Origin of the sequence: Bosea sp. ANAM02 (genome assembly GCF_011764485.1) — a bacterium.
In the GTDB taxonomy this organism is placed as follows: Bacteria; Pseudomonadota; Alphaproteobacteria; order Rhizobiales; family Beijerinckiaceae; genus Allobosea.
This window is the reverse complement of record NZ_AP022848.1, coordinates 4807718-4825413: the sequence shown is the minus strand read 5'-3', so window position 1 is coordinate 4825413 and position 17696 is coordinate 4807718. Positions and strand designations below refer to the sequence as shown.

Sequence of the window (17696 nt, the reverse complement as noted above, 5' to 3'; positions counted from 1 at the left end):
AACCCTTAAAAGCGCCATGTTTGAATCCTGTGTGACCTGACCGCATTGCGAGGCGGCTTGGCGGCCGAAAACGGGGCAGGATGAACGACCGGATTGCACGAGGCGAGCGGCGCGAGCCCTCCTTTGGTTATGAGCGTGGCACCAGCCGCGCGGACGGTGACATGCGCCTTTCTCCAGATGATCGCCCCACCCGCTTCCGCAACGCCCCGGCACAGCCGGAGCCCAGCCGGCAGCTCCGCAATCCGCCGAAGCGCGACAAGCGTGGCGGCGGTGGAGGAGGCGGCAAGCGCCGTGGCCGGCGCGGCCGCCGCTCCTTCCTGGGCGGCCTGTTCTACTGGACCATGGTGCTCGGCCTCTGGTGCGCCATCGGCGTCGGCGGGCTCGTCGCCTATCACGCCTCGCAACTGCCGCCGATCGACCAGCTCACAGTGCCGAAGCGGCCGCCGAACATCGCGATCCTCGCCGCCGACGGCTCGCTCCTCGCCAATCGCGGCGAGACCGGCGGGCGCACCGTCACCATCGGCGAGATCCCGCCCTATCTGCCACGCGCCTTCGTCGCGATCGAGGATCGGCGCTTCTACGAGCATTTCGGCATCGATCCGATCGGCATCACGCGCGCGCTCGTCACCAACCTGCGCGGGCGCGGCGTGGCGCAGGGCGGCTCGACCCTGACCCAGCAGCTCGCCAAGAACCTCTTTCTGACGCAGGAGCGCACGGCGGCCCGCAAGATCCAGGAGGCGATCCTGGCGCTCTGGCTGGAGCGCACCTACACGAAGGACCAGATCCTCGAGCTCTATCTCAACCGCGTCTATTTCGGCTCCGGCGCCTATGGCGTCGAGGCGGCCGCGCAGCGCTATTTCAACAAGTCGGCACGCTCGGTGACGATCGCGGAGGCGGCGATGCTCGCCGGCCTCGTCCAGGCTCCGTCGCGCCTGGCGCCCAACCGCAATCCGGAAGCCGCCGAGAAGCGCGCCCAGCTCGTCATCGCCGCGATGGCCGATCAGGGCTTCATCTCGCAGGCGGCGGCCAAGACCGCGCTCACCGCGCCGGCCGAGGTGCCCGAGCGTGTCGGCGCCGGCTCGGTCAACTACGCTGCCGATTATGTCATGGACGTGCTCGACGACTTCATCGGCGCGGTCGATGGCGACGTCACGGTGCTCACCACGATCGATTCGAAGCTGCAGTCCTCGGCCGAGACGACGCTCGTCGATGCCCTCTCGACGCAGGGCGCCAAGCTCAACGTCTCGCAGGGCGCGGTAGTCTCGCTTGCGCCCGACGGAGCGATCCGGGCGCTGATCGGCGGACGTGACTACACCAAGAGCCAGTTCAACCGTGCCACGGCGGCGCGTCGCCAGCCGGGCTCTTCCTTCAAGCCCTTCGTCTACCTGACCGCGCTTGAGAAGGGCATGACGCCGGACACCATCCGCGACGACGCTCCCGTCTCGATCAAGGGCTGGGAGCCGGAAAACTATTCGCGCAACTATCGCGGCCCGGTGACGCTCGCGACCGCGATGCAGCATTCGCTCAATACGGTCGCCGCCCGCCTCATCCAGGAGGTGACCCCCCGTGAGGTCATCCGCACGGCGCAGCGCCTCGGCATCAACTCGGCCCTGCAACCGAACCTGTCGTTGGCGCTCGGCACCTCCGAGGTGACGCCGCTGGAGTTGACGGCCGCCTATGCGACTTTCGCCAATGGCGGCCAGTCGGTGTTGCCCTACGTCATCCGCGAGGTGCGCCAGACCAATGGCAAGGTCGTCTATGCCCGCAAGGCCGCGAACCTCGGCCCGGTCATCCAGCCGCAATATCTTGCCATGATCAACACCATGTTCAACGGCGTGATGAACGGCGGCACCGGCAGCAAGTTCAACATCCCGGGCTGGCAGGTCGGCGGCAAGTCCGGCACGACGCAGGATTACGGCGACGCCTGGTTCGTCGGCTTCACCGCCAAGCTCGTCACGGCCGTCTGGGTCGGCAATGACGACGCCTCGAAGATGAAGCGCGTCACCGGTGCCGGCCTGCCCGGCGAGATCTGGGGCAAGTACATGAAGGCGGCCCATGCCGGCGCCCAGCCGATCCCGCTGCCGGGCGGCCTCTGGCAGGGCGCCCCCAAGACGCTCGGCGACGGCGCGCCGGTGGCGGACGCGCGGATTCCGGCCGTGCCGGCCCAGCCTCAGGGCGACAGCGGCTGGGTCCGCCCGGCGCCGCAGGAGAAGAATTTCTTCGAGCGCCTCTTCGGCGGCTGATATCAAAGGCACTGCCGGCGATGGGTTAGGAGGGGCTTCGTACCGCCTTGTCATTCCGGGGCTTCGCGGAGCGAAGAACCCGGAACCCACGACCGGGCGAGCCACGCATGACCGAGCAATTGATGTCTCACCCGGTCGTGGGTTCCGGGTGCGCGCCTAAGGCCCGCCCCGGAATGACAAAAGGGTTGCTCTGGTCGGAAACGCGATCCAGCCCTCGTTTACATCGCCTGGCTCTTCGCCATCCGAATGCCGCGCGACGCGTGGAACAGGACGAGCGCGGCCACACCGAGCACCGACATCACCAATGGCAGGGGCAGCGCGGCATTCTTGAGCAGGTGACCGACGAGCAGCCCGACACAGGCCGAGAGCAGCATCTGGCAGAGTCCGTTGAAGGAGGAGGCCGCGCCGGCCCGGTCCGGGAAGGGCATCATCGCCGAGGCTTGGGCCTGAGGCATGGTCAGCCCGACGCCGCAGGCATAAAGCGCCATCGGCACGACGACGCCGGCGGCCCCGCCGAGGCCGGTGAGCACGCCGACGAGCATCGCGAGGCCGCCGCCGGCGAGGCAGGCGACGCCGATGGCGATGACCCCGTCCATCCCGCGCCGCCCCACCAGCCGCTGCGCGATGATCGTGCCGGTGATGTAGCCGAGCACGGCGAAACCGAAGGAGAAGCCGTAGGCGATCGGCGAAAGCCCGTAGACGCCGATCAGGACGAAGGACGAGCCCGAGATGAAGGCGAAGAGCCCGGCATAGGCGAGAGCCGTCAGCCCGACATAGACGCGGAAGGCACGGTTGTGCAGCAGCGTCCCGAAGCCCCGGAAGATGCTGACGAGCGAGAGCGGCTGCGGCGAGCGCACCCGCAGCGTCTCCGGCATCACCGTGACGATGACGACGGCGAGCGCCAGTCCGAAGGTCAGGGAGGCGAGGAAGGTCGAGCGCCAGCCGAAGGCGACCTGAAGCATGCCGCCGATGACCGGCGCAACCGCCGGCACCAGCCCCATGATCATGCCCATCCGGGCGAGCTCGCGCCCGGCGCGCGGCCCATCATAGAGATCGCGCACCATGGCGCGGCCGAGCACGATCGGCCCGGACGCCCCGAGTGCCTGTAAGGCGCGTGCCAGCGTCAGCGCCTCGATCGACGGCGCAAGCGCGCAGGCCAAAGTCGCGAATCCGAACAGGCCGAGCCCCGCCAGCAGAACCGGCCGGCGCCCCAGTCGGTCCGAGAGCGGGCCCCACAGGATCTGCCCGGCGGCGAAGCCGAACAGGAAGGAGGAGAGCGTCGCCTGTGCGCCGGCGACGTCCGTCTGCATCACCCGCGCGATCTCGGGCAGGGAGGGCAGGTAGAAATCGGTCGAAAGCGGCCCGAGCGCCGTCAGCATGGCGAGCACGGCGGTCATCGCCAGCGTATCGGGACGAAGCTTCATGCACGATCTCCGGCGCGGCCGGAACCGGGCTGCGCTGCGGGTCCTGCTACGACGTCACCCGGTCATCCGGCAAGGGCCTGGGCAGCCGGGCAGTCCTGCGTTTCGCCGTGATAGGCGGTTGCCCGCATCGAGGCGCGCTCCGCGAACGCCTTGTACCAGCGCGTCAGGCGCGGCCGGCCAGAGCGGAAATCCGGCAAGCTGCGGAATTCCAGCCAGGCCAGCGCCGTGGCCAGCCCGATATGGCCGACATGTACGGGCTCGTCGAGGCTTTCGCTGTGCTCCAGCACGTCGAAGGATTCGATGAGCTTGGCCGTCTGGCCTTCCTGGAGAGGCGGGTAACGCAGATGCTCCGGCCGCCGCAGCGTCTCCCAGCGCAGGGCGATGCCGGCATCGCAGAGCCCCTGCGCGATCGCATGCAGGCGCAGCGCCTGCCAGCGTGCCTTGCCCTCGATCGGGATCAATCGACGGCCGGGATGCAGCCCGTCGAGATAGTCGCAGATCACCAGCGAGTCGAAGATCGCGCCGGCCTCCGGCGTGATCAACACCGGCACCTTGCCGAGCGGATTGACGGCGAAGATTTCGGGGTTGCGGTTGGTCGGGCTCGTCTCCTGGTCCATGATCGCGAGCCGGTCGGCGATGCCCGCCTCATGGGCGAAGACGATGGTCTTGCGCGCATAGGGCGAATGGCTCTGCGCATGCAGCGTCAGCCGCTCGCCGGATTGTGTGCTCACGCGACCTCCTCCGGCTTGAGGCCGACGAGTTCGGCATAGCGGGCCGGGTCGGTCGCACCCTCGGTATTGACCAGGAAGACGCGCGCTTGACCGTCGAGCTTCAGCGCCGCACGCACCTCCGGGTCGCGCAGCGCCGCGAGCAGGCCGGCGAGCCCGGCGCCGCCGCTTTCGCCGGCGACGATGGCGGGGTCGCCCGCGATCGGCCGGGCCAGGCGGTTCATCGCCTCGACAGCATCGGAATCCTCGGCCGTCATGAAGGCGTCGGCGGCGCGGTAGAGCACGCGCAGCGCCAAGGGCGAGGGATCGTAGCATTCGAGCATCGCCATCACGGTCGGCGCGCCATGCGGAATCTTGCCCGGCTTGCCGCGCTTCGCGGCCTCGAAGATGCAGGCGGCGCGCGACGGTTCGACCACCGTGAAGAACGGCCGTTCATCGCCGAAGCTGGTCTGCATCTGTGCGGCGAGCGCGGCGGCGATGCCGCCGACGCCGGCCTGCACGAAGACATGGGTCGGCGGTTCCGGCATCTGGGCCAGCCCTTCGCGGGCGATGGCCGTATAGCCCTGCATCACCAGACCGGGGATGCGTTCATAGCCGTCCCACGAGGTGTCGGAGACGATGGTCCAGCCGCGCTCGGTCGCCACGCGCGCCGCCTCGACCACGGAATCGTCATAGGTTCCGTCGACGCGCACCATCTGCGCGCCGAAGCGGGCGATCGCCGCGACGCGCTCGTCGCTGACGCCGCCATGGACGAAGATCACGGCTTTGGCGCCGAGCAGTTGCGCGCCTTGTGCCACCGAGCGGCCATGGTTGCCGTCCGTCGCGCAGGCGAAGGTCATGCCGGCGGCAGCCTCGCGGACGGCGGGATCGTTCATGTCGGTATCGCCGAGCTGTCGTCCGAGTTTTTCGGAAGCCGCTTCCAGCGCGAGCCGGATCACCGCATAGGCCCCGCCGAGCGCCTTGAAGCTACCGAGCCCGAGGCGCTGGCCCTCGTCCTTGATGAAGAGCGAGCCGATGCCGAGCGCGGCGGCGAGCCCCGGCAGGTTGTGCAGCGGCGTCGGCACATGGTTGGGCCGCTCAGCCAGATGCGCCATGATCGCATCGGCCCCGGCGGGCCCGAGCGTCGCGACATCCTCCGGATGCAGGGCGGAGCGGTAATCCGGGTGATGGTTGAGCAGGAACATGGCGTCCTCGTCTGGCTGGATGCTCGAATGGATATTGCATCGCGGGCGAAAAAGGCGCTGGATTTGGCCTTTCGCATTGCAAGTTTCTTTCACGGGATGAGGCATGGCCGAGCCGACCGCTCATGATCTCGATGCTTTCGACCGTGCGATCCTCGCCATCCTCCAGCAGGACAACACCACGCCGCAGCGGGTGATCGGCGAGCGCGTCAATCTCTCCGCCCCGGCCGTGCAGCGCCGCATCCGCCGGATGGAGGCGAGCGGCGTCATCCGCGCCAATGTCGCGGTGGTCGATCCCGCTGCGCTCGGCCATCCGATCACGCTTTTCGTCGAGATCGAGCTGGTCAGCGAGACCGCGCCCGATATCGACGCGGCCAAGAGCGCCTTCCTCGCCGCGCCGGAAGTGCAGCAATGCTACTACGTCACCGGCGAGGTCGATTTCATGCTGGTGGTGCTGGTGCCGAGCATGGCGGCCTATGAGGCGCTGACGCGGCGCCTGTTCTTCGCCAACCCCAATATCCGCAAGTTCCGCTCCTTCGTCGCCATGGACAGGGTCAAGACCGGGCTTGGCGTGCCGGTCTCGTAGCCGCCCTGCGGCAGGGTCGTGACGGCAATCGCTGGGCCGTCTTGTTCCTGCCGCTTCGATATGCGACCGCGGGCCGACGTGACGAAGGAGCCGGGCGGGCCTTGCCGTGATCACCGTGAAAGCCACCGAGACGCCGGCCGCGACAGGCGACGCTCCGCAAGGCTGGCGCGCGCTCTTCCGCTCCAGTGAGATCGGTATCGTGGTGCTGGCCTGTTTGGTCGGGGTGCTCGCAGGGCTCGTCGTCCTGGCGATGTCCCTGACGACCCAGCTTTTGCATGAGCTGATTTTCGGCCTGGCCGATGGCCAGCGGCTTTCGATCACCACGACGATCCCGACCTGGCGGGCCATTGCAGGTCCAGTCATCGGCGGCCTCGCCATCGGCTGCGCCTCCTGGCTGTTCTTCCGCCGCCGCAAGCAGCCGATCGACCCGATCGAGGCCAATGCCCTGCATGGCGGGCGCATGTCCTTCCGCGACAGCGCCTTCGTCGCATTCCAGACCATGGGTTCGAGCGGCGCCGGCGCCTCGGTCGGGCTCGAAGCTGGCTACACGCAGGCGGCGAGCGGGCTTGCCTCGCATATCGGTCGGCGCCTGCGTCTGCGCCGCGCGGATATGCGCCTCATGGTCGGCTGTGCCGCTGGCGGCGCCATCGGTGCCGCCTTCGACGCGCCGTTGACCGGCGCCTTCTACGCTTTCGAACTGATTCTCGGCAGTTACTCGATCGCCGCCTTCGTGCCGGTCATGGCCGCGACCTTCATGGCGACCGTGACCCATGGCGTGCTCGCGCCGGCCCTGCTCGCCGTCGAGGTCCCGCCGATCGGCCTGATCACGATGGCGAACCTGCCTCTGGTCGTGCTGCTCGGCGCCACCTGCGGGCTCGTCGGCATCGTCGTGATGCGCGCCGCCGCCTTCGTCGAGGCGGGTTTCCGCCGCTCGCGGATTCCGACCTGGCTCCGGCCGGCTTTCGGAGGTCTTCTGGTCGGGGCGCTCGCGATCTGGAATCCCTCCGTTCTCTCCGCCGGCCATGGCGCGATCAATCTCTATCTCGGGATCGAGGCGAGCCTCGGATTGTTCGCGCTGGTGCTGGTCGCCAAAGCATTGGCCTCCTCGGTCTCGATCGGCTCCGGCTTCCGCGGCGGCCTGTTCTTCGCTTCGCTGCTGCTCGGCGTGCTGACGGGCCGCCTCTTCATCGGCGTCCTGACGCTGGCCTTCCCCAACCTCGCCGGGCACGAGACGCTGTTCGCGCTGGTCGGCATGAGCTCGCTTGCGGTCTCGATCGTCGGCGGGCCGATGACCATGACACTGCTGGCGCTCGAGATGACCGGCGACCTCAAGTTGACGCTCGCGGTCGTCGGCGCGGCTGGTGCCGCCTCGCTGGTGACGCGCCGCCTCTTCGGCTTCTCCTTCGCGACCTGGCGCTTCCATCTGCGCGGCGAGAGCATCCGCGGCGCCCATGACGTCGGCTGGATGCGCGATCTCACCGCCGGCAACATGATGCGCATCGAGGTGCCGACGATCGCGGCTGACGCCACCATCGCCGAGGCGCGGCTGAAATACCCGCCGGGCTCGACCAGCTATCTCGTCGCCATCGGCCCGGGCGATGCCTATGCCGGCATGGTGCCACCCGGCGCGCTCTACGAGCCGGACCCGGCGCTGGACGAGGAGGCGGCGGCCGAGCCCGCGCCGCGCACCGTGCGCCATCTCCTGCACAATCCGGACCGCATGCTGCTCGCCGACATGACGGTGCGCGACACGCTGAAGCTGTTCGAGGAGGCCGAGAGCGAGGCTTTGCCTGTGGTTGCCGATCGTGACAGCCGCCGGATCGTCGGCATCCTCAGCGAGGCGCATGCGATCAAGCGCTACAGCGACGAGGTCAGCCGCCGCAATCGCGAGCTGACCGGCGAGTAGCTGGACGGTTCAGGCCGAACGCAGCGCGACGCTCGTAACGACACGCCAGTCGGTGATCGGCACGTCCTGGCCGGAGGTCACGATGCCGATCCGGGCGAAGCGGATGGCGCGGCCGGCGAGGCGGGCGTTGATTTCGGCTATGGCCGCGGCCTTGGCGGAGGCCTCGACTGGCCCGTAGAGCAGCGAGACATGCGGCATGAAACTGGCGAAGCCCTCGGGATCGAGCGCCTGCTTCAGCGTCGCCAGGGCCGACGAGACGGCGAAGCGGGCATAGAACGAGCGGAAATAGGCATCGCTTCCCTCGACGAGCGAGACCGGCTCCGCGAAGGCCCCGACCGCTGCGGCAGCCGCGGTGATCGTCTGCTCCAGCAACTCGGGCGTCGTCTCGGTGTCGCCCTGCAATGTCAGATGCGGGGCGAAGAGCGGGGTGTCGAAACGGCCCGACAACTCGCCGACGATGCCGGCCAGCAGCGCTTCGTCGGACGGCGCCGGCATCAGCCAGAGAGAATGAATCCGTGCTGTCATCCGCGTTTCACAAAGCTCTTGCATAGACTGCGCCCCGTGCGTAACGTTTATTTCAACTGAGCCGATTGTGGAAGAAATATTCCATTGTCAGGCGATAAGAGCAGAACCGGGGGAGTAGGCGCCTTGCAGCCGGAAACGCAAGCCAGAGCGGGGAGCGGCGCAGCCATCGGCGTGCGCGGTCTCAAGGTCGCCTATGGCGGCACGCGCGTGCTGCATGGCATCGATCTGGACTTCACCCCCGGCAGCTTCACCGCGCTTCTCGGCTCCTCCGGCTGCGGCAAGACCACGCTGCTGCGCTCGCTTTCCGGTTTCGTTCCGGTCGAGGACGGCTCGATCGTCGTCGGCGGGCGGGACGTTGCCGGCCTGCCGCCGGAAAAGCGCGGCATGGCGATGGTCTTCCAATCCTATGCGCTCTGGCCGCATATGACCGTGCTCCAGAATATCGGCTACGGCCTGAAGCTGCGTGGCAAGTCCAAGGACGAGATCGCGGCCAAGGTCGGCGAGATGCTGAATTTCCTCGGACTGGCCGGTTATGAGGACCGCAAGGTCACGGCGCTCTCCGGCGGGCAGCGCCAGCGCGTCGCGCTCGGCCGGGCGCTCGCTATCGATCCCGGCATCCTGCTGCTCGACGAGCCGCTCTCCAATCTCGACGCCAAGATCCGCATGGTGATGCGCCACGAGATCCGTGCCATCCAGCAGCGGCTCGGCCTCACCGCCGTCCATGTCACCCATGACCGCGAGGAAGCCATGACGATGGCCGACCGGCTGGTGATCATGCAGGCTGGCCGGATCGCGCAGGTGGGCACGCCCGAGGAGGTCTATGACCGCCCGGCCAGCGCTTTCGTCGCCAATTTCATGGGGGCAGAGAACGTGCTGCCGCTCAGCATCGCCAAGGCCGAGGGGCAGGCCCTTGTCGTGGCCGGCGCGGCCCGCACGACGCTCGCCGGCGAAGCCGCTGCGACGCTGCCGGTCGGCGAGGCACTCGCTTATTTCCGCGACGACGTCGCGAGCCTCGATGCGCATGACGCGGCGACTGGCGACGGCGATCTCGTCGTCCCCGGCACCATCGCCGCCCGCGCCTATCCCGGTGGCATCTACCGCTACAAGGTCGAAGCCGCCGGCCGCCAGATCACGGTCGACGATGTCGCCCGTCACGAACTCGGAACGAAGGTCGGGCTGCGCATTCCGCTGCAGCGCCTTCACATCTTCCCGGCGACCGAGGCCGGGATCGCCGCCTGACCAACGCCTGTCCAACTAAGGAGTCAGACACATGCGCATCATCACGCTTGCCTGCTCGCTCGCCGCGCTGATCGTGGCATCGCCGCTATCCGCGCAGACCCTCAACGTCGCCTCCGCCGGCGACCAGAACATGGTCGACTACGTCAAGGACTATCTCGGCCCGATGTTCGAGAAGGCCCATCCCGGCGTGAAGGTCGTCTCGGTCGGCACCGGTCCGGGCGATTCCGGCTCGCAGAAGATCTACGAGAAGCTCGACGCCCAGAAGAGCTCCGCCTCGACCGATTTCGATGTCGTGGTCATCCACCAGAAGGCCGCCGGCCAGATGGTCAAGGAGGGCCTGCTCAACAAGTACACGGGCAATGTCGAGACGGCGAAGCTCGCCACCGGCGATTCCGCCAGGAACTCGCTCGGCACGAACGTGAGCGGCTTCGTCATCCCGATGTTCCAGTCGCAGACCGCGCTCGCCTACAATGCCGACATGGTCAAGACGCCGCCGGCGACCTTCGCCGAGCTCGCCGACTGGGCCAGGAAGAACCCCAAGCAGTTCGGCTATAACGGCATCAAGGGCGGCATGTCCGGCGTCTCCTTCGTCGCCGGCTGGGTCTATGCCTTCGGCGGCGACGCCGAGAAGCTGATGAAGGGGCCTTATGACGCGGCCGAGAAGGGCAAGTGGGACAAGGCCTTCGCCGATCTCAAGGAGTTCAACAAGAACGCCGTGATCACCCCCGGCAATGCCGGCACGCTCGACATGCTGAACCGCGGCGAGATCGCGATCGGCCCGGTCTGGGTCGACATGTTCTATTCCTGGCAGGCCGACGGCAAGCTGCCGCCGAACATGAAGCTGAAGCTCGTCTCGCCCGGCATGCCCGGCCAGCCGATGTATTACGCCGTGCCGGAGAAATCGGCCCAGAAGAAGCTGGCCGAGGCCTTCATCGCGCTCGCGACCTCGCCGCAGGTGCAGGCCGACGGCATCGTCAAGAAGTTCAACTGGTATCCGGGCATCGATGCCAAGAACCTCGAAGGCAAGCTCGACAAGGCTGCCTGGGACAAGCTCTTCACCGATGTCACACCGGCCGAGCTCGCCAAGAACGGCAAGCCCTTCCCGATCGCGCCCTATTTCAACGACATCCTCGAGGGCTACGAGAAGAAGGTCACGAACTGATCCATTCGCGTCCGGGATGACGCGGGGAAACACCGCGTCATCCCGGGCGCAGCGAAGCGAAGACCCGGGATCCATGCCGGAGCGGTTCAGGCATGGATCCCGGATCGGCGCGGCTTCGCCGCTTGTCCGGGATGACCTCGCGGTTCCGGATGCTCCACCACTCATCCGTCGCGGAGAGCGCCGCTCATCATGAGCCTGTCCCAACGCCAGCTCGCCTTGCTGCTGATCGCGCCCGGTCTCGCGCTCGTCGCGGCGCTGTTCCTCTATCCGCTCTGCTTCTCGCTGATCTCGGCCTTCACGGGGCCGGAAGGAGGCTTCTCGCTGCAGGCCTTCGGCAAGGCCTGGGAGCTCTATTCCGGCGATGTCGTCTTCACCGTCGTCATCGTGCTCGCCTCCTGCTTTTTCACCGGGCTTTCCGCCATCATCATCGCCGGCACGCTGACGCTCGGCGAGAACCGCTGGATCGTCGGCACGCTGAAGGCGCTCTATCGCTGGCCGCTCTTCATCCCCTTCATCGTCGCGGCGCAGTGCATGCGCACCTTCCTCGCCAAGAACGGGCTGATGAACAACACCTTCGTCTCCATGGGCCTGATGGAGCCCTTGCAGGCGGTGAGCTTCCTCGACTGGCGCGGCATCATCGCGACCTTCGTCTGGAAGCAGACGCCCTTCGTCGCGCTGCTGCTCGCCGGCGCGCTCGCCGCGCTCGATCGCGCCACGCTGGAGGCCGGCCGCAATCTCGGGGCCTCGCGCATGCGCGTCCTCGTCGAGCTGGCCCTTCCGCAGGTCATGCCGCAGCTCCTCGTCGCGCTCGTCCTCTCCTTCGTGACGATGCTCTCGGTACTCTCGGTGCCGATGATGGTGGCGGGCTCGCAGCCGACCATGCTGACCGTCGACATGGCCTTCCGCATCAACGCCTATGGCGACTACGCCACGGCCAATGCGCTCGGCGTCATCACCTATCTGATCTCGGCTGGCGCGGCGATCATCTATCTCAAGCGCGGCATGGCCAGGGAGGGCACGCCATGACCCGTGCCGTCTCCGGCCTGCGCATGGTCCTGGCGGCCTTCGCGCTCGCAGCTTTCGCCTTCTTCCTGATCGGGCCGCTGGTCAACCTCGCGCTCTGGTCCGTCGCCGAGCGCTGGTACACGCCCTACAAGCTGCCGGTCGTCTACGGCACGCGCTACTGGGAACAGGTCTTCCGCCCGACCGGCGATGCCATGGCCTCGCTCGCGACCTCGGTCTGGATCGCGGTGCTGACGGTGCTCGTCGCGCTCGCGCTTTCGATCCCCGCCGGTTACGCGCTTGCTCGGTTGAAGCTGCCGGCGCGCGCCGTCTTCATGGTGCTCTTCCTGCTGCCGCAGGCCTTCCCCTCCGTCGCAATCTACATCAACGTCGCCCGCGTCTTCTATTCCCTCGGGATCAACGGCACGGTCTTCGCGGTCGTGCTCGTCCATGCCGCGCACGGTCTGGTCTATTCCGTCTGGATCGCGGCCGCGGCCTTCGCTGCCGTCGACAAGGACCTCGAACTCGCCGCGCGCAATATCGGGGCCTCGCCGCTCAAGACCTTCTTCTCGGTGACGCTGCCCCTGGCGGCGCCCGGGATCATCGCCAGCGGCATCTTCGTCTTCCTGGAATCGCTCGACGAGTTCACCGGCACCTTCTTCGTCGGCGTGCCGCAGGTCACGACTTTGCCGCTCTTGCTCTACAGCGCGGCGATGGGCGGCAACTATCAGGTCGCCTCGATCACGGCGCTGATCCTGCTCGTGCCCTCGGTGCTGTTCATGCTGTTCATCGAGCGCTTCCTGCGCGCCGACGTGCTCGCCAAGGTCGGGGCCTGAGGCGAGGGCGGGCTTGCACGCCCTCAGGCGATCCGCAACTCTGCCGCTCCCTCCTGCCTTGCGGATCCGCGATGACGAACGCTGCCGAACTCCCCCGATCCGGGACGAAACCGGGTCCCGTTCCGCGTGGCCGTCCCTTCGCGGGCCTCGCCCCCAGCCTGATCGGCTTCGGCGGCGCGCCGCTCGGCGATCTCTATAGACATCTCGACGAGGTCACGGCGCAGGATACGGTTCGCGCCGCGCTGGCGGCTGGCATCAATCTCGTCGACACCTCGCCGCTCTACGGCCACGGCCTCTCCGAGCATCGCATCGGCGCGGCGCTCCGCAGCGTGCCGCGCGAGAGCGTCATCATCTCCACCAAGGTCGGCCGCTGGATGCAGGCCGGCGCGCCGAAGCGCGACGGTTCGGGCTATGCCGGCGGCCTGCCGCACCCGGCGGTGATCGATTATTCCTATGACGGCGCGATGCGCTCCTTCGAGCAGTCGCTGCTCCGGCTTGGCACCGATCATATCGACATCCTGTTGATCCACGACGTCGATGTCTGGACCCATGGCGACCGGATGGAGCAGCGCTTTGCCGAGGCCATGGACGGGGCCTATCGTGCGCTGGAGACGCTGCGCGCGTCCGGCACGGTCAAGGCGATCGGCGTCGGCGTCAACGAAGCCGAGATGTGCGTGCGCTTCGCCCGCGCTGGCGATTTCGACGTGATGATGCTGGCCGGCCGCTATTCGCTGCTGGAGCAGGGGGCGCTAACGGAATTCCTGCCGCTGGCGCTGGAGAAGAAGATCGCGGTCATGCTGGCCGGCGTCTTCAATTCCGGCATCCTGGCGACCGGGGCGAGGCCCGGCGCCTTCTACAATTACAAGCCGGCGCCACCCGAAGTGCTGGCCCGCGTCGCCCGGATCGAGGCGGTCTGCGCCTGCCATGGCGTCGCCCTGCCACAGGCCGCGCTCGCCTTCTGCGCCGCTCATCCGGCGGTGGCGACGATCGTGCTCGGCGCCGTGACGCCGCAGGAGGTCGCGCGCAATCTCGCCCTCGTCGCGCGGCCCGTTCCCGCCGCGCTCTGGCGTGATCTGAAGGCCGAGGGACTGCTCGCCGAAGCGGCGCCGGTCCCGGAGGCTTGAACGCTGCCGAAGTGGCTTAGGCGCGCCCTATGAGCGCCGTCATTCCGGGCTTGCCCCGGGTCCATCGTAGAGAGCAGAGCCCTCCGATGGATCGCTGATCGGCGCTGCTGCGCAGCTTGTCCGGGATGGCGGCATGGTTCCGTGAACGACGAAACAAGTCCCAACAAGCAGGCTCTGCCCGTCAGAGCCTGACGCCCAGCCCGCGCAATTCGGCGCGCAGGTCGATGGGCTCGACGAAATGGACGGCCCGCATGCCGGCGGCGCGGGCCCCCACCACGTTCTTCTCGCTGTCATCGACGAAGATGCAATCGTCGGCCTTCAGGCCATATCGATCGAGCAGCACCTCGTAGATCGCGCGCTCCGGCTTCAGCATCCGCTCATGGGCGGAGACGACGACGCCGTCGAAGCTCTGCAGGAACGGGAAGCGGATCAGGCATTCAGCCCATTTCTCGCGCGAGAAATTGGTGATGGCATAGACCTTCTCGCCCCGGCCCTTCAGCTCCTCCAGCACCGCGACACTGTCGGCGATGGTATGGGGCACGCTATCATGCCAGCTCTCGTCGAAGGCGCGGATCTCGCGCTCCCATTCCGGATGCTGCTTGACCAGAAGGGCCACGCCCTCCTCCCAGGAGCGGCCGCGATCCTGCTCCAGATTCCAGTCGCCGGTGCAGATGTTCTGCATGAACCAGTCGAGTCGCTCGGGCTCGGGGATCAGCGAGCGGTAGATCAGCCGCGCATCCCAACGCAGCAGGACGTTGCCGACATCGAAAACGACGGTGGGAGAGCTGGAAGCCATGACCGGACCCGGTTGAAAGGACCGGCAGGACAGCCCATTCACGCGCTTGTGTCCAGATGTGCGGGACAGGGTGGACCCCATCGTCTATGCCGGTGTCATGAGCGCCCGCACCACGAATGCAGCTTTACGAACCTGGCTGCCCTGGACCGACCGGCAGGGCCGGTTCTCCGCCTTGCGGGCGGTTGCCTTCGCGTTGCTCCTCGTGCCGGCGCTGATGCTGCTCCACGCCGCCTGGATGCAGCAGCTCGGCTCGAAGCCCTGGACGCAGGCGATCCACCAGACCGGGACCTGGACGGTGCGTATCCTCATCGCCACGTTGGCGGTTTCACCGTTCCGGCGCCTGTTCGACTGGGGCAAGCTGATCGGCATCCGCCGCATGCTCGGCCTCGGCGTGATGGCCTATGCGCTGGGCCATCTCGCGCTCTACTGCATCGACATGGCCTTCGACTGGGGACTGATCGTCTCGGAGATCGTCAAGCGCTTCTACCTGACCATCGGCTTCGTCGCGCTGATCGGCCTCGTCGCGCAGGGCGTGACCTCGACCGACGGCATGATCCGCCGGCTCGGCAAGAACTGGCAGCGCCTGCACAACCTCGTCTACCCGATCGCCATCCTGGCGCTGCTGCATTTCGCGCTGCAATCGAAGATCGACGTCACCGAACCGGTGCTGATGAGCGGACTGTTCCTGCTGCTGATGCTCTATCGCGGCCTGTATCGCTGGAAGCTGCCGGTGTCCTTAGCCGTGCTTGCGGGCGTGGCGCTTCTCGGAGGCCTGCTCACGGCCTGCCTCGAAGCCGGCTGGTATGCGGCAACCTCGGGCGTTTCCGCCTGGCTGGTCTTCCAGGCCAATGCCGACATCCTGACCTATCAGGACTATGCCTCGATCCGGCCGGCGCATTGGGTGGCGCTCGCCGGGTTGGCGGTGGCATTCGGTCATGGCCTGCGCGCCCGCAAGGCTCGCCCGCCGCGGCAGGCGCGCGAGCCGGCGACGGCACGAACTGCGTGACTCCAGCCCTCATCCTCAGGAGTCGCGGAACGCGACGCTCCTCAGGATGAGGGCCAAGCGAACGTCGAAACAGGTCAGGAGAAAACTTTCCAAGTTTCGACATCTTCCAGATGGAAAGGGTTTCCCCCTCCAGCGCTCATGCTCTAACCCTATGACATGCCTGACGACCCGCACGCCCAGCCCACGGCCGATGTCGTAGAAGCCGAGCTCGCCTCGGAGGGCATCAAGCCGACGCAGGCGCGGGTTTCGCCCTTCGTTCCGCTGCAGCAGCCGATCTTCCGCGCCGTCTGGTTCGCCAGCCTGGTCTCGAATTTCGGCGGCCTCGTCCAGGCGGTCGGCGCCTCCTGGATGATGGCCTCGATCTCGCCCTCGGCCGAGATGGTGGCGCTGGTCCAGGCCTCGACGACCCTGCCGGTGATGCTGTTCTCGCTGGCGGCCGGCGCCATCGCCGACAATTACGACCGGCGCAAAATCCTGCTGATCGCACAGGGCTTCATGCTCGCTGTCTCGATCGGGCTCGCGGTCTTCGCCTGGTTCGGCCTGATCACGCCCTGGCTGCTCCTGGCCTTCACCTTCCTGATCGGCTGCGGCACGGCGCTGAACAACCCGGCCTGGCAATCCTCGGTCGGCGACATGGTTCCGCGCCGGGACGTGCCGGCGGCGGTGACGCTGAACAGCGTCGCCTTCAACATCGCCCGCAGCGTCGGGCCGGCGATCGGCGGCGCGATCGTCGCGGCGGCAGGCGCGGTCGCCGCTTTCATCATCAACGCCTTCAGCTACATCCCGCTGCTCGTCGTGCTGGCGCGCTGGCGGCCGCCCAAGGTCGAGCGGCTCCTGCCGCGCGAGACGCTGTTCATCGCGATGAGCGCCGGCATCCGCTATGTCGCGATGTCCCCGAATATCCGCACCGTCACGCTGCGCGCCTTCGTCTACGGCTTCGGCGCGATCGTCGGCCTGGCGCTCTTGCCGCTGATCGCACGCGACCTCGTGCGCGGCGGGCCGCTGACCTATGGCGTGCTGCTCGGCGCCTTCGGGGCGGGCGCGGTGGCGGGCGCCTTCATGAGCGCGCGCCTGCGCCGGGCGATGAGCACCGAGGCGCTCGTGCGCTCGACCTTCGTCGCCTATGCCTGCGGCGTCACGCTGATCGCCTTCAGCAAGACGATCTGGCTGGCCATGGCGGGCCTGTGCGTCTGCGGCGCCTGCTGGGTCCTGGCGCTCTCGACCTTCAACGCCACGGTGCAGCTCTCGGCGCCGCGCTGGGTCGTGGGTCGGGCGCTGGCGATGTATCAGATGGCGACTTTCGGCGGCATGGCGATGGGAAGCTGGGCCTGGGGCCGCTCGGCCCTGCATTTCGGCGTCGAGAAGGCGCTGCTGATGTCGGCCGTGGTCCTGGTCGCCGGGGCCGTGATGGGGCTGCGCTACCGGCTGCCGCCGCTGGAGGCGCTCAATCTCGACCCGCTCAGCCGCTGGCGCGAACCCAAGGTCGCGGTCGATATCGAGCCACGCTCCGGCCCGGTCATCGTCACCATCGAATACATCATCAAGCCGGAGGACGTCGTCGCCTTCCTGACCGTGATGGCGGAGCGCCGGCGCATCCGCCGCCGCGACGGCGCAAGGCACTGGACGCTGCTGCGCGATCTGACCGATCCGACGCTGTGGATCGAGCGCTATGACAGCCCGACCTGGGTCGAATATGTCCGCCAGAACCAGCGCGTCACGCAGGCCGATGCCGAGATCGGCGAGCAGGTCCGCGCGCTGCATAGCGGCCCGAACCCGCCGGTGGTCCACCGCATGATCGAGCGGCAGACCGCCTCGCTGCCGCAACTGAGCCCGAGCCGGACGCCGACGCTCGCCGACTCGCTCAACGACCCGGCGCGGCCGGCCTGAGGCAGTCCGTCATGGTCGGCTTGTCCCGGCCATCCACGTCTCCGTGAATGA

General features: G+C 67.7%; 15 protein-coding genes. 10 read left to right on the top strand and 5 right to left on the bottom strand.

The features are described from left to right. The first annotated feature begins 80 nt into the window (after nt 1-80). A complete protein-coding gene (locus tag OCUBac02_RS23010) occupies nt 81-2243 on the top strand; it encodes a transglycosylase domain-containing protein (RefSeq protein WP_465247741.1) in 2163 nt (720 codons plus the stop codon). A 218-nt stretch (nt 2244-2461) separates the two neighbouring features. Here the strand turns inward: OCUBac02_RS23010 and OCUBac02_RS23005 are convergent, their stop codons facing one another. The 3 genes from OCUBac02_RS23005 to OCUBac02_RS22995 form a co-directional block, all read right to left on the bottom strand. After that, nucleotides 2462-3667, bottom strand: coding sequence for a multidrug effflux MFS transporter (locus OCUBac02_RS23005; protein ID WP_173049003.1), 1206 nt, complete (start codon nt 3665-3667; stop codon nt 2462-2464). A gap of 62 nt (nt 3668-3729) precedes the next feature. Beyond that, entirely contained in the window at nt 3730-4374 is a 645-nt protein-coding gene (locus OCUBac02_RS23000) for a glutathione S-transferase family protein (RefSeq protein ID WP_173049818.1), read from the bottom strand. Nucleotides 4375-4394: 20 nt separating this feature from the next. Then, entirely contained in the window at nt 4395-5579 is a 1185-nt protein-coding gene (locus tag OCUBac02_RS22995) for a diaminopropionate ammonia-lyase (RefSeq protein WP_173049002.1), read from the bottom strand. Nucleotides 5580-5682: 103 nt separating this feature from the next. On the opposite strand from OCUBac02_RS22995, the gene OCUBac02_RS22990 reads away from it, so the two are divergent. Both OCUBac02_RS22990 and OCUBac02_RS22985 read left to right on the top strand, forming a co-directional pair. Next, nucleotides 5683-6162 carry an Lrp/AsnC family transcriptional regulator gene (locus tag OCUBac02_RS22990; RefSeq protein WP_047582221.1) on the top strand — a complete coding sequence of 160 codons (480 nt, stop codon included), beginning with the start codon at nt 5683-5685 and terminating at the stop codon, nt 6160-6162. Between the two features lie 106 nt (nt 6163-6268). Beyond that, nucleotides 6269-8068 carry a chloride channel protein gene (locus OCUBac02_RS22985; protein ID WP_173049000.1) on the top strand — a complete coding sequence of 600 codons (1800 nt, stop codon included), beginning with the start codon at nt 6269-6271 and terminating at the stop codon, nt 8066-8068. 9 nt (nt 8069-8077) lie between these two features. On the opposite strand, the gene OCUBac02_RS22980 is transcribed toward OCUBac02_RS22985, so the two are convergent. Beyond that, the gene (locus OCUBac02_RS22980; protein ID WP_173048998.1) at nt 8078-8593 is read right to left on the bottom strand and encodes a haloacid dehalogenase; all 516 of its coding nucleotides are present in this window, start codon (nt 8591-8593) and stop codon (nt 8078-8080) included. Between the two features lie 171 nt (nt 8594-8764). Between OCUBac02_RS22980 and OCUBac02_RS22975 the strand changes: the two genes are divergently transcribed. The 5 genes from OCUBac02_RS22975 (at nt 8765) to OCUBac02_RS22955 (ending at nt 13956) form a co-directional block, all read left to right on the top strand. Continuing rightward, nucleotides 8765-9832 carry an ABC transporter ATP-binding protein gene (locus OCUBac02_RS22975; protein ID WP_244639030.1) on the top strand — a complete coding sequence of 356 codons (1068 nt, stop codon included), beginning with the start codon at nt 8765-8767 and terminating at the stop codon, nt 9830-9832. A gap of 31 nt (nt 9833-9863) precedes the next feature. After that, on the top strand, nt 9864-10994 hold the full coding sequence (locus OCUBac02_RS22970) for an ABC transporter substrate-binding protein (protein ID WP_173048995.1): 1131 nt from the start codon (nt 9864-9866) through the stop codon (nt 10992-10994). A gap of 189 nt (nt 10995-11183) precedes the next feature. Further along, nucleotides 11184-12020, top strand: a complete 837-nt coding sequence (locus OCUBac02_RS22965; RefSeq protein WP_047581330.1) for an ABC transporter permease — start codon at nt 11184-11186, stop codon at nt 12018-12020. After that, the gene (locus OCUBac02_RS22960) at nt 12017-12832 is read left to right on the top strand and encodes an ABC transporter permease (RefSeq protein ID WP_173048993.1); all 816 of its coding nucleotides are present in this window, start codon (nt 12017-12019) and stop codon (nt 12830-12832) included. Before OCUBac02_RS22965 ends, OCUBac02_RS22960 begins: the two co-directional genes overlap by 4 nt. A gap of 71 nt (nt 12833-12903) precedes the next feature. Continuing rightward, nucleotides 12904-13956 carry an aldo/keto reductase gene (locus tag OCUBac02_RS22955; RefSeq protein WP_173048991.1) on the top strand — a complete coding sequence of 351 codons (1053 nt, stop codon included), beginning with the start codon at nt 12904-12906 and terminating at the stop codon, nt 13954-13956. A 181-nt stretch (nt 13957-14137) separates the two neighbouring features. Here OCUBac02_RS22955 and OCUBac02_RS22950 read toward each other — a convergent pair whose 3' ends face one another. Continuing rightward, nucleotides 14138-14752 carry an HAD family hydrolase gene (locus OCUBac02_RS22950; protein ID WP_173048988.1) on the bottom strand — a complete coding sequence of 205 codons (615 nt, stop codon included), beginning with the start codon at nt 14750-14752 and terminating at the stop codon, nt 14138-14140. A 70-nt stretch (nt 14753-14822) separates the two neighbouring features. Between OCUBac02_RS22950 and OCUBac02_RS22945 the strand changes: the two genes are divergently transcribed. Both OCUBac02_RS22945 and OCUBac02_RS22940 read left to right on the top strand, forming a co-directional pair. Continuing rightward, nucleotides 14823-15758: a protein-methionine-sulfoxide reductase heme-binding subunit MsrQ gene (locus tag OCUBac02_RS22945; RefSeq protein ID WP_244639029.1), complete on the top strand. Its 936-nt coding sequence runs from the start codon at nt 14823-14825 to the stop codon at nt 15756-15758. A gap of 156 nt (nt 15759-15914) precedes the next feature. Continuing rightward, complete coding sequence (locus OCUBac02_RS22940; RefSeq protein WP_173048986.1) at nt 15915-17645, top strand: MFS transporter; 1731 nt, start codon at nt 15915-15917, stop codon at nt 17643-17645. Nucleotides 17646-17696 lie beyond the last annotated feature (51 nt).

Coding starts and splice junctions, on each gene's coding strand:
- OCUBac02_RS23010 (WP_465247741.1), top strand. CDS start 81: ATGAACGACCGGATTGCACGAGGCGAGCGGCGCGAGCCCTCCTTTGGT.
- OCUBac02_RS23005 (WP_173049003.1), bottom strand. CDS start 3,667: ATGAAGCTTCGTCCCGATACGCTGGCGATGACCGCCGTGCTCGCCATG.
- OCUBac02_RS22995 (WP_173049002.1), bottom strand. CDS start 5,579: ATGTTCCTGCTCAACCATCACCCGGATTACCGCTCCGCCCTGCATCCG.
- OCUBac02_RS22990 (WP_047582221.1), top strand. CDS start 5,683: ATGGCCGAGCCGACCGCTCATGATCTCGATGCTTTCGACCGTGCGATC.
- OCUBac02_RS22980 (WP_173048998.1), bottom strand. CDS start 8,593: ATGACAGCACGGATTCATTCTCTCTGGCTGATGCCGGCGCCGTCCGAC.
- OCUBac02_RS22970 (WP_173048995.1), top strand. CDS start 9,864: ATGCGCATCATCACGCTTGCCTGCTCGCTCGCCGCGCTGATCGTGGCA.
- OCUBac02_RS22965 (WP_047581330.1), top strand. CDS start 11,184: ATGAGCCTGTCCCAACGCCAGCTCGCCTTGCTGCTGATCGCGCCCGGT.
- OCUBac02_RS22960 (WP_173048993.1), top strand. CDS start 12,017: ATGACCCGTGCCGTCTCCGGCCTGCGCATGGTCCTGGCGGCCTTCGCG.
- OCUBac02_RS22955 (WP_173048991.1), top strand. CDS start 12,904: ATGACGAACGCTGCCGAACTCCCCCGATCCGGGACGAAACCGGGTCCC.
- OCUBac02_RS22950 (WP_173048988.1), bottom strand. CDS start 14,752: ATGGCTTCCAGCTCTCCCACCGTCGTTTTCGATGTCGGCAACGTCCTG.
- OCUBac02_RS22940 (WP_173048986.1), top strand. CDS start 15,915: ATGCCTGACGACCCGCACGCCCAGCCCACGGCCGATGTCGTAGAAGCC.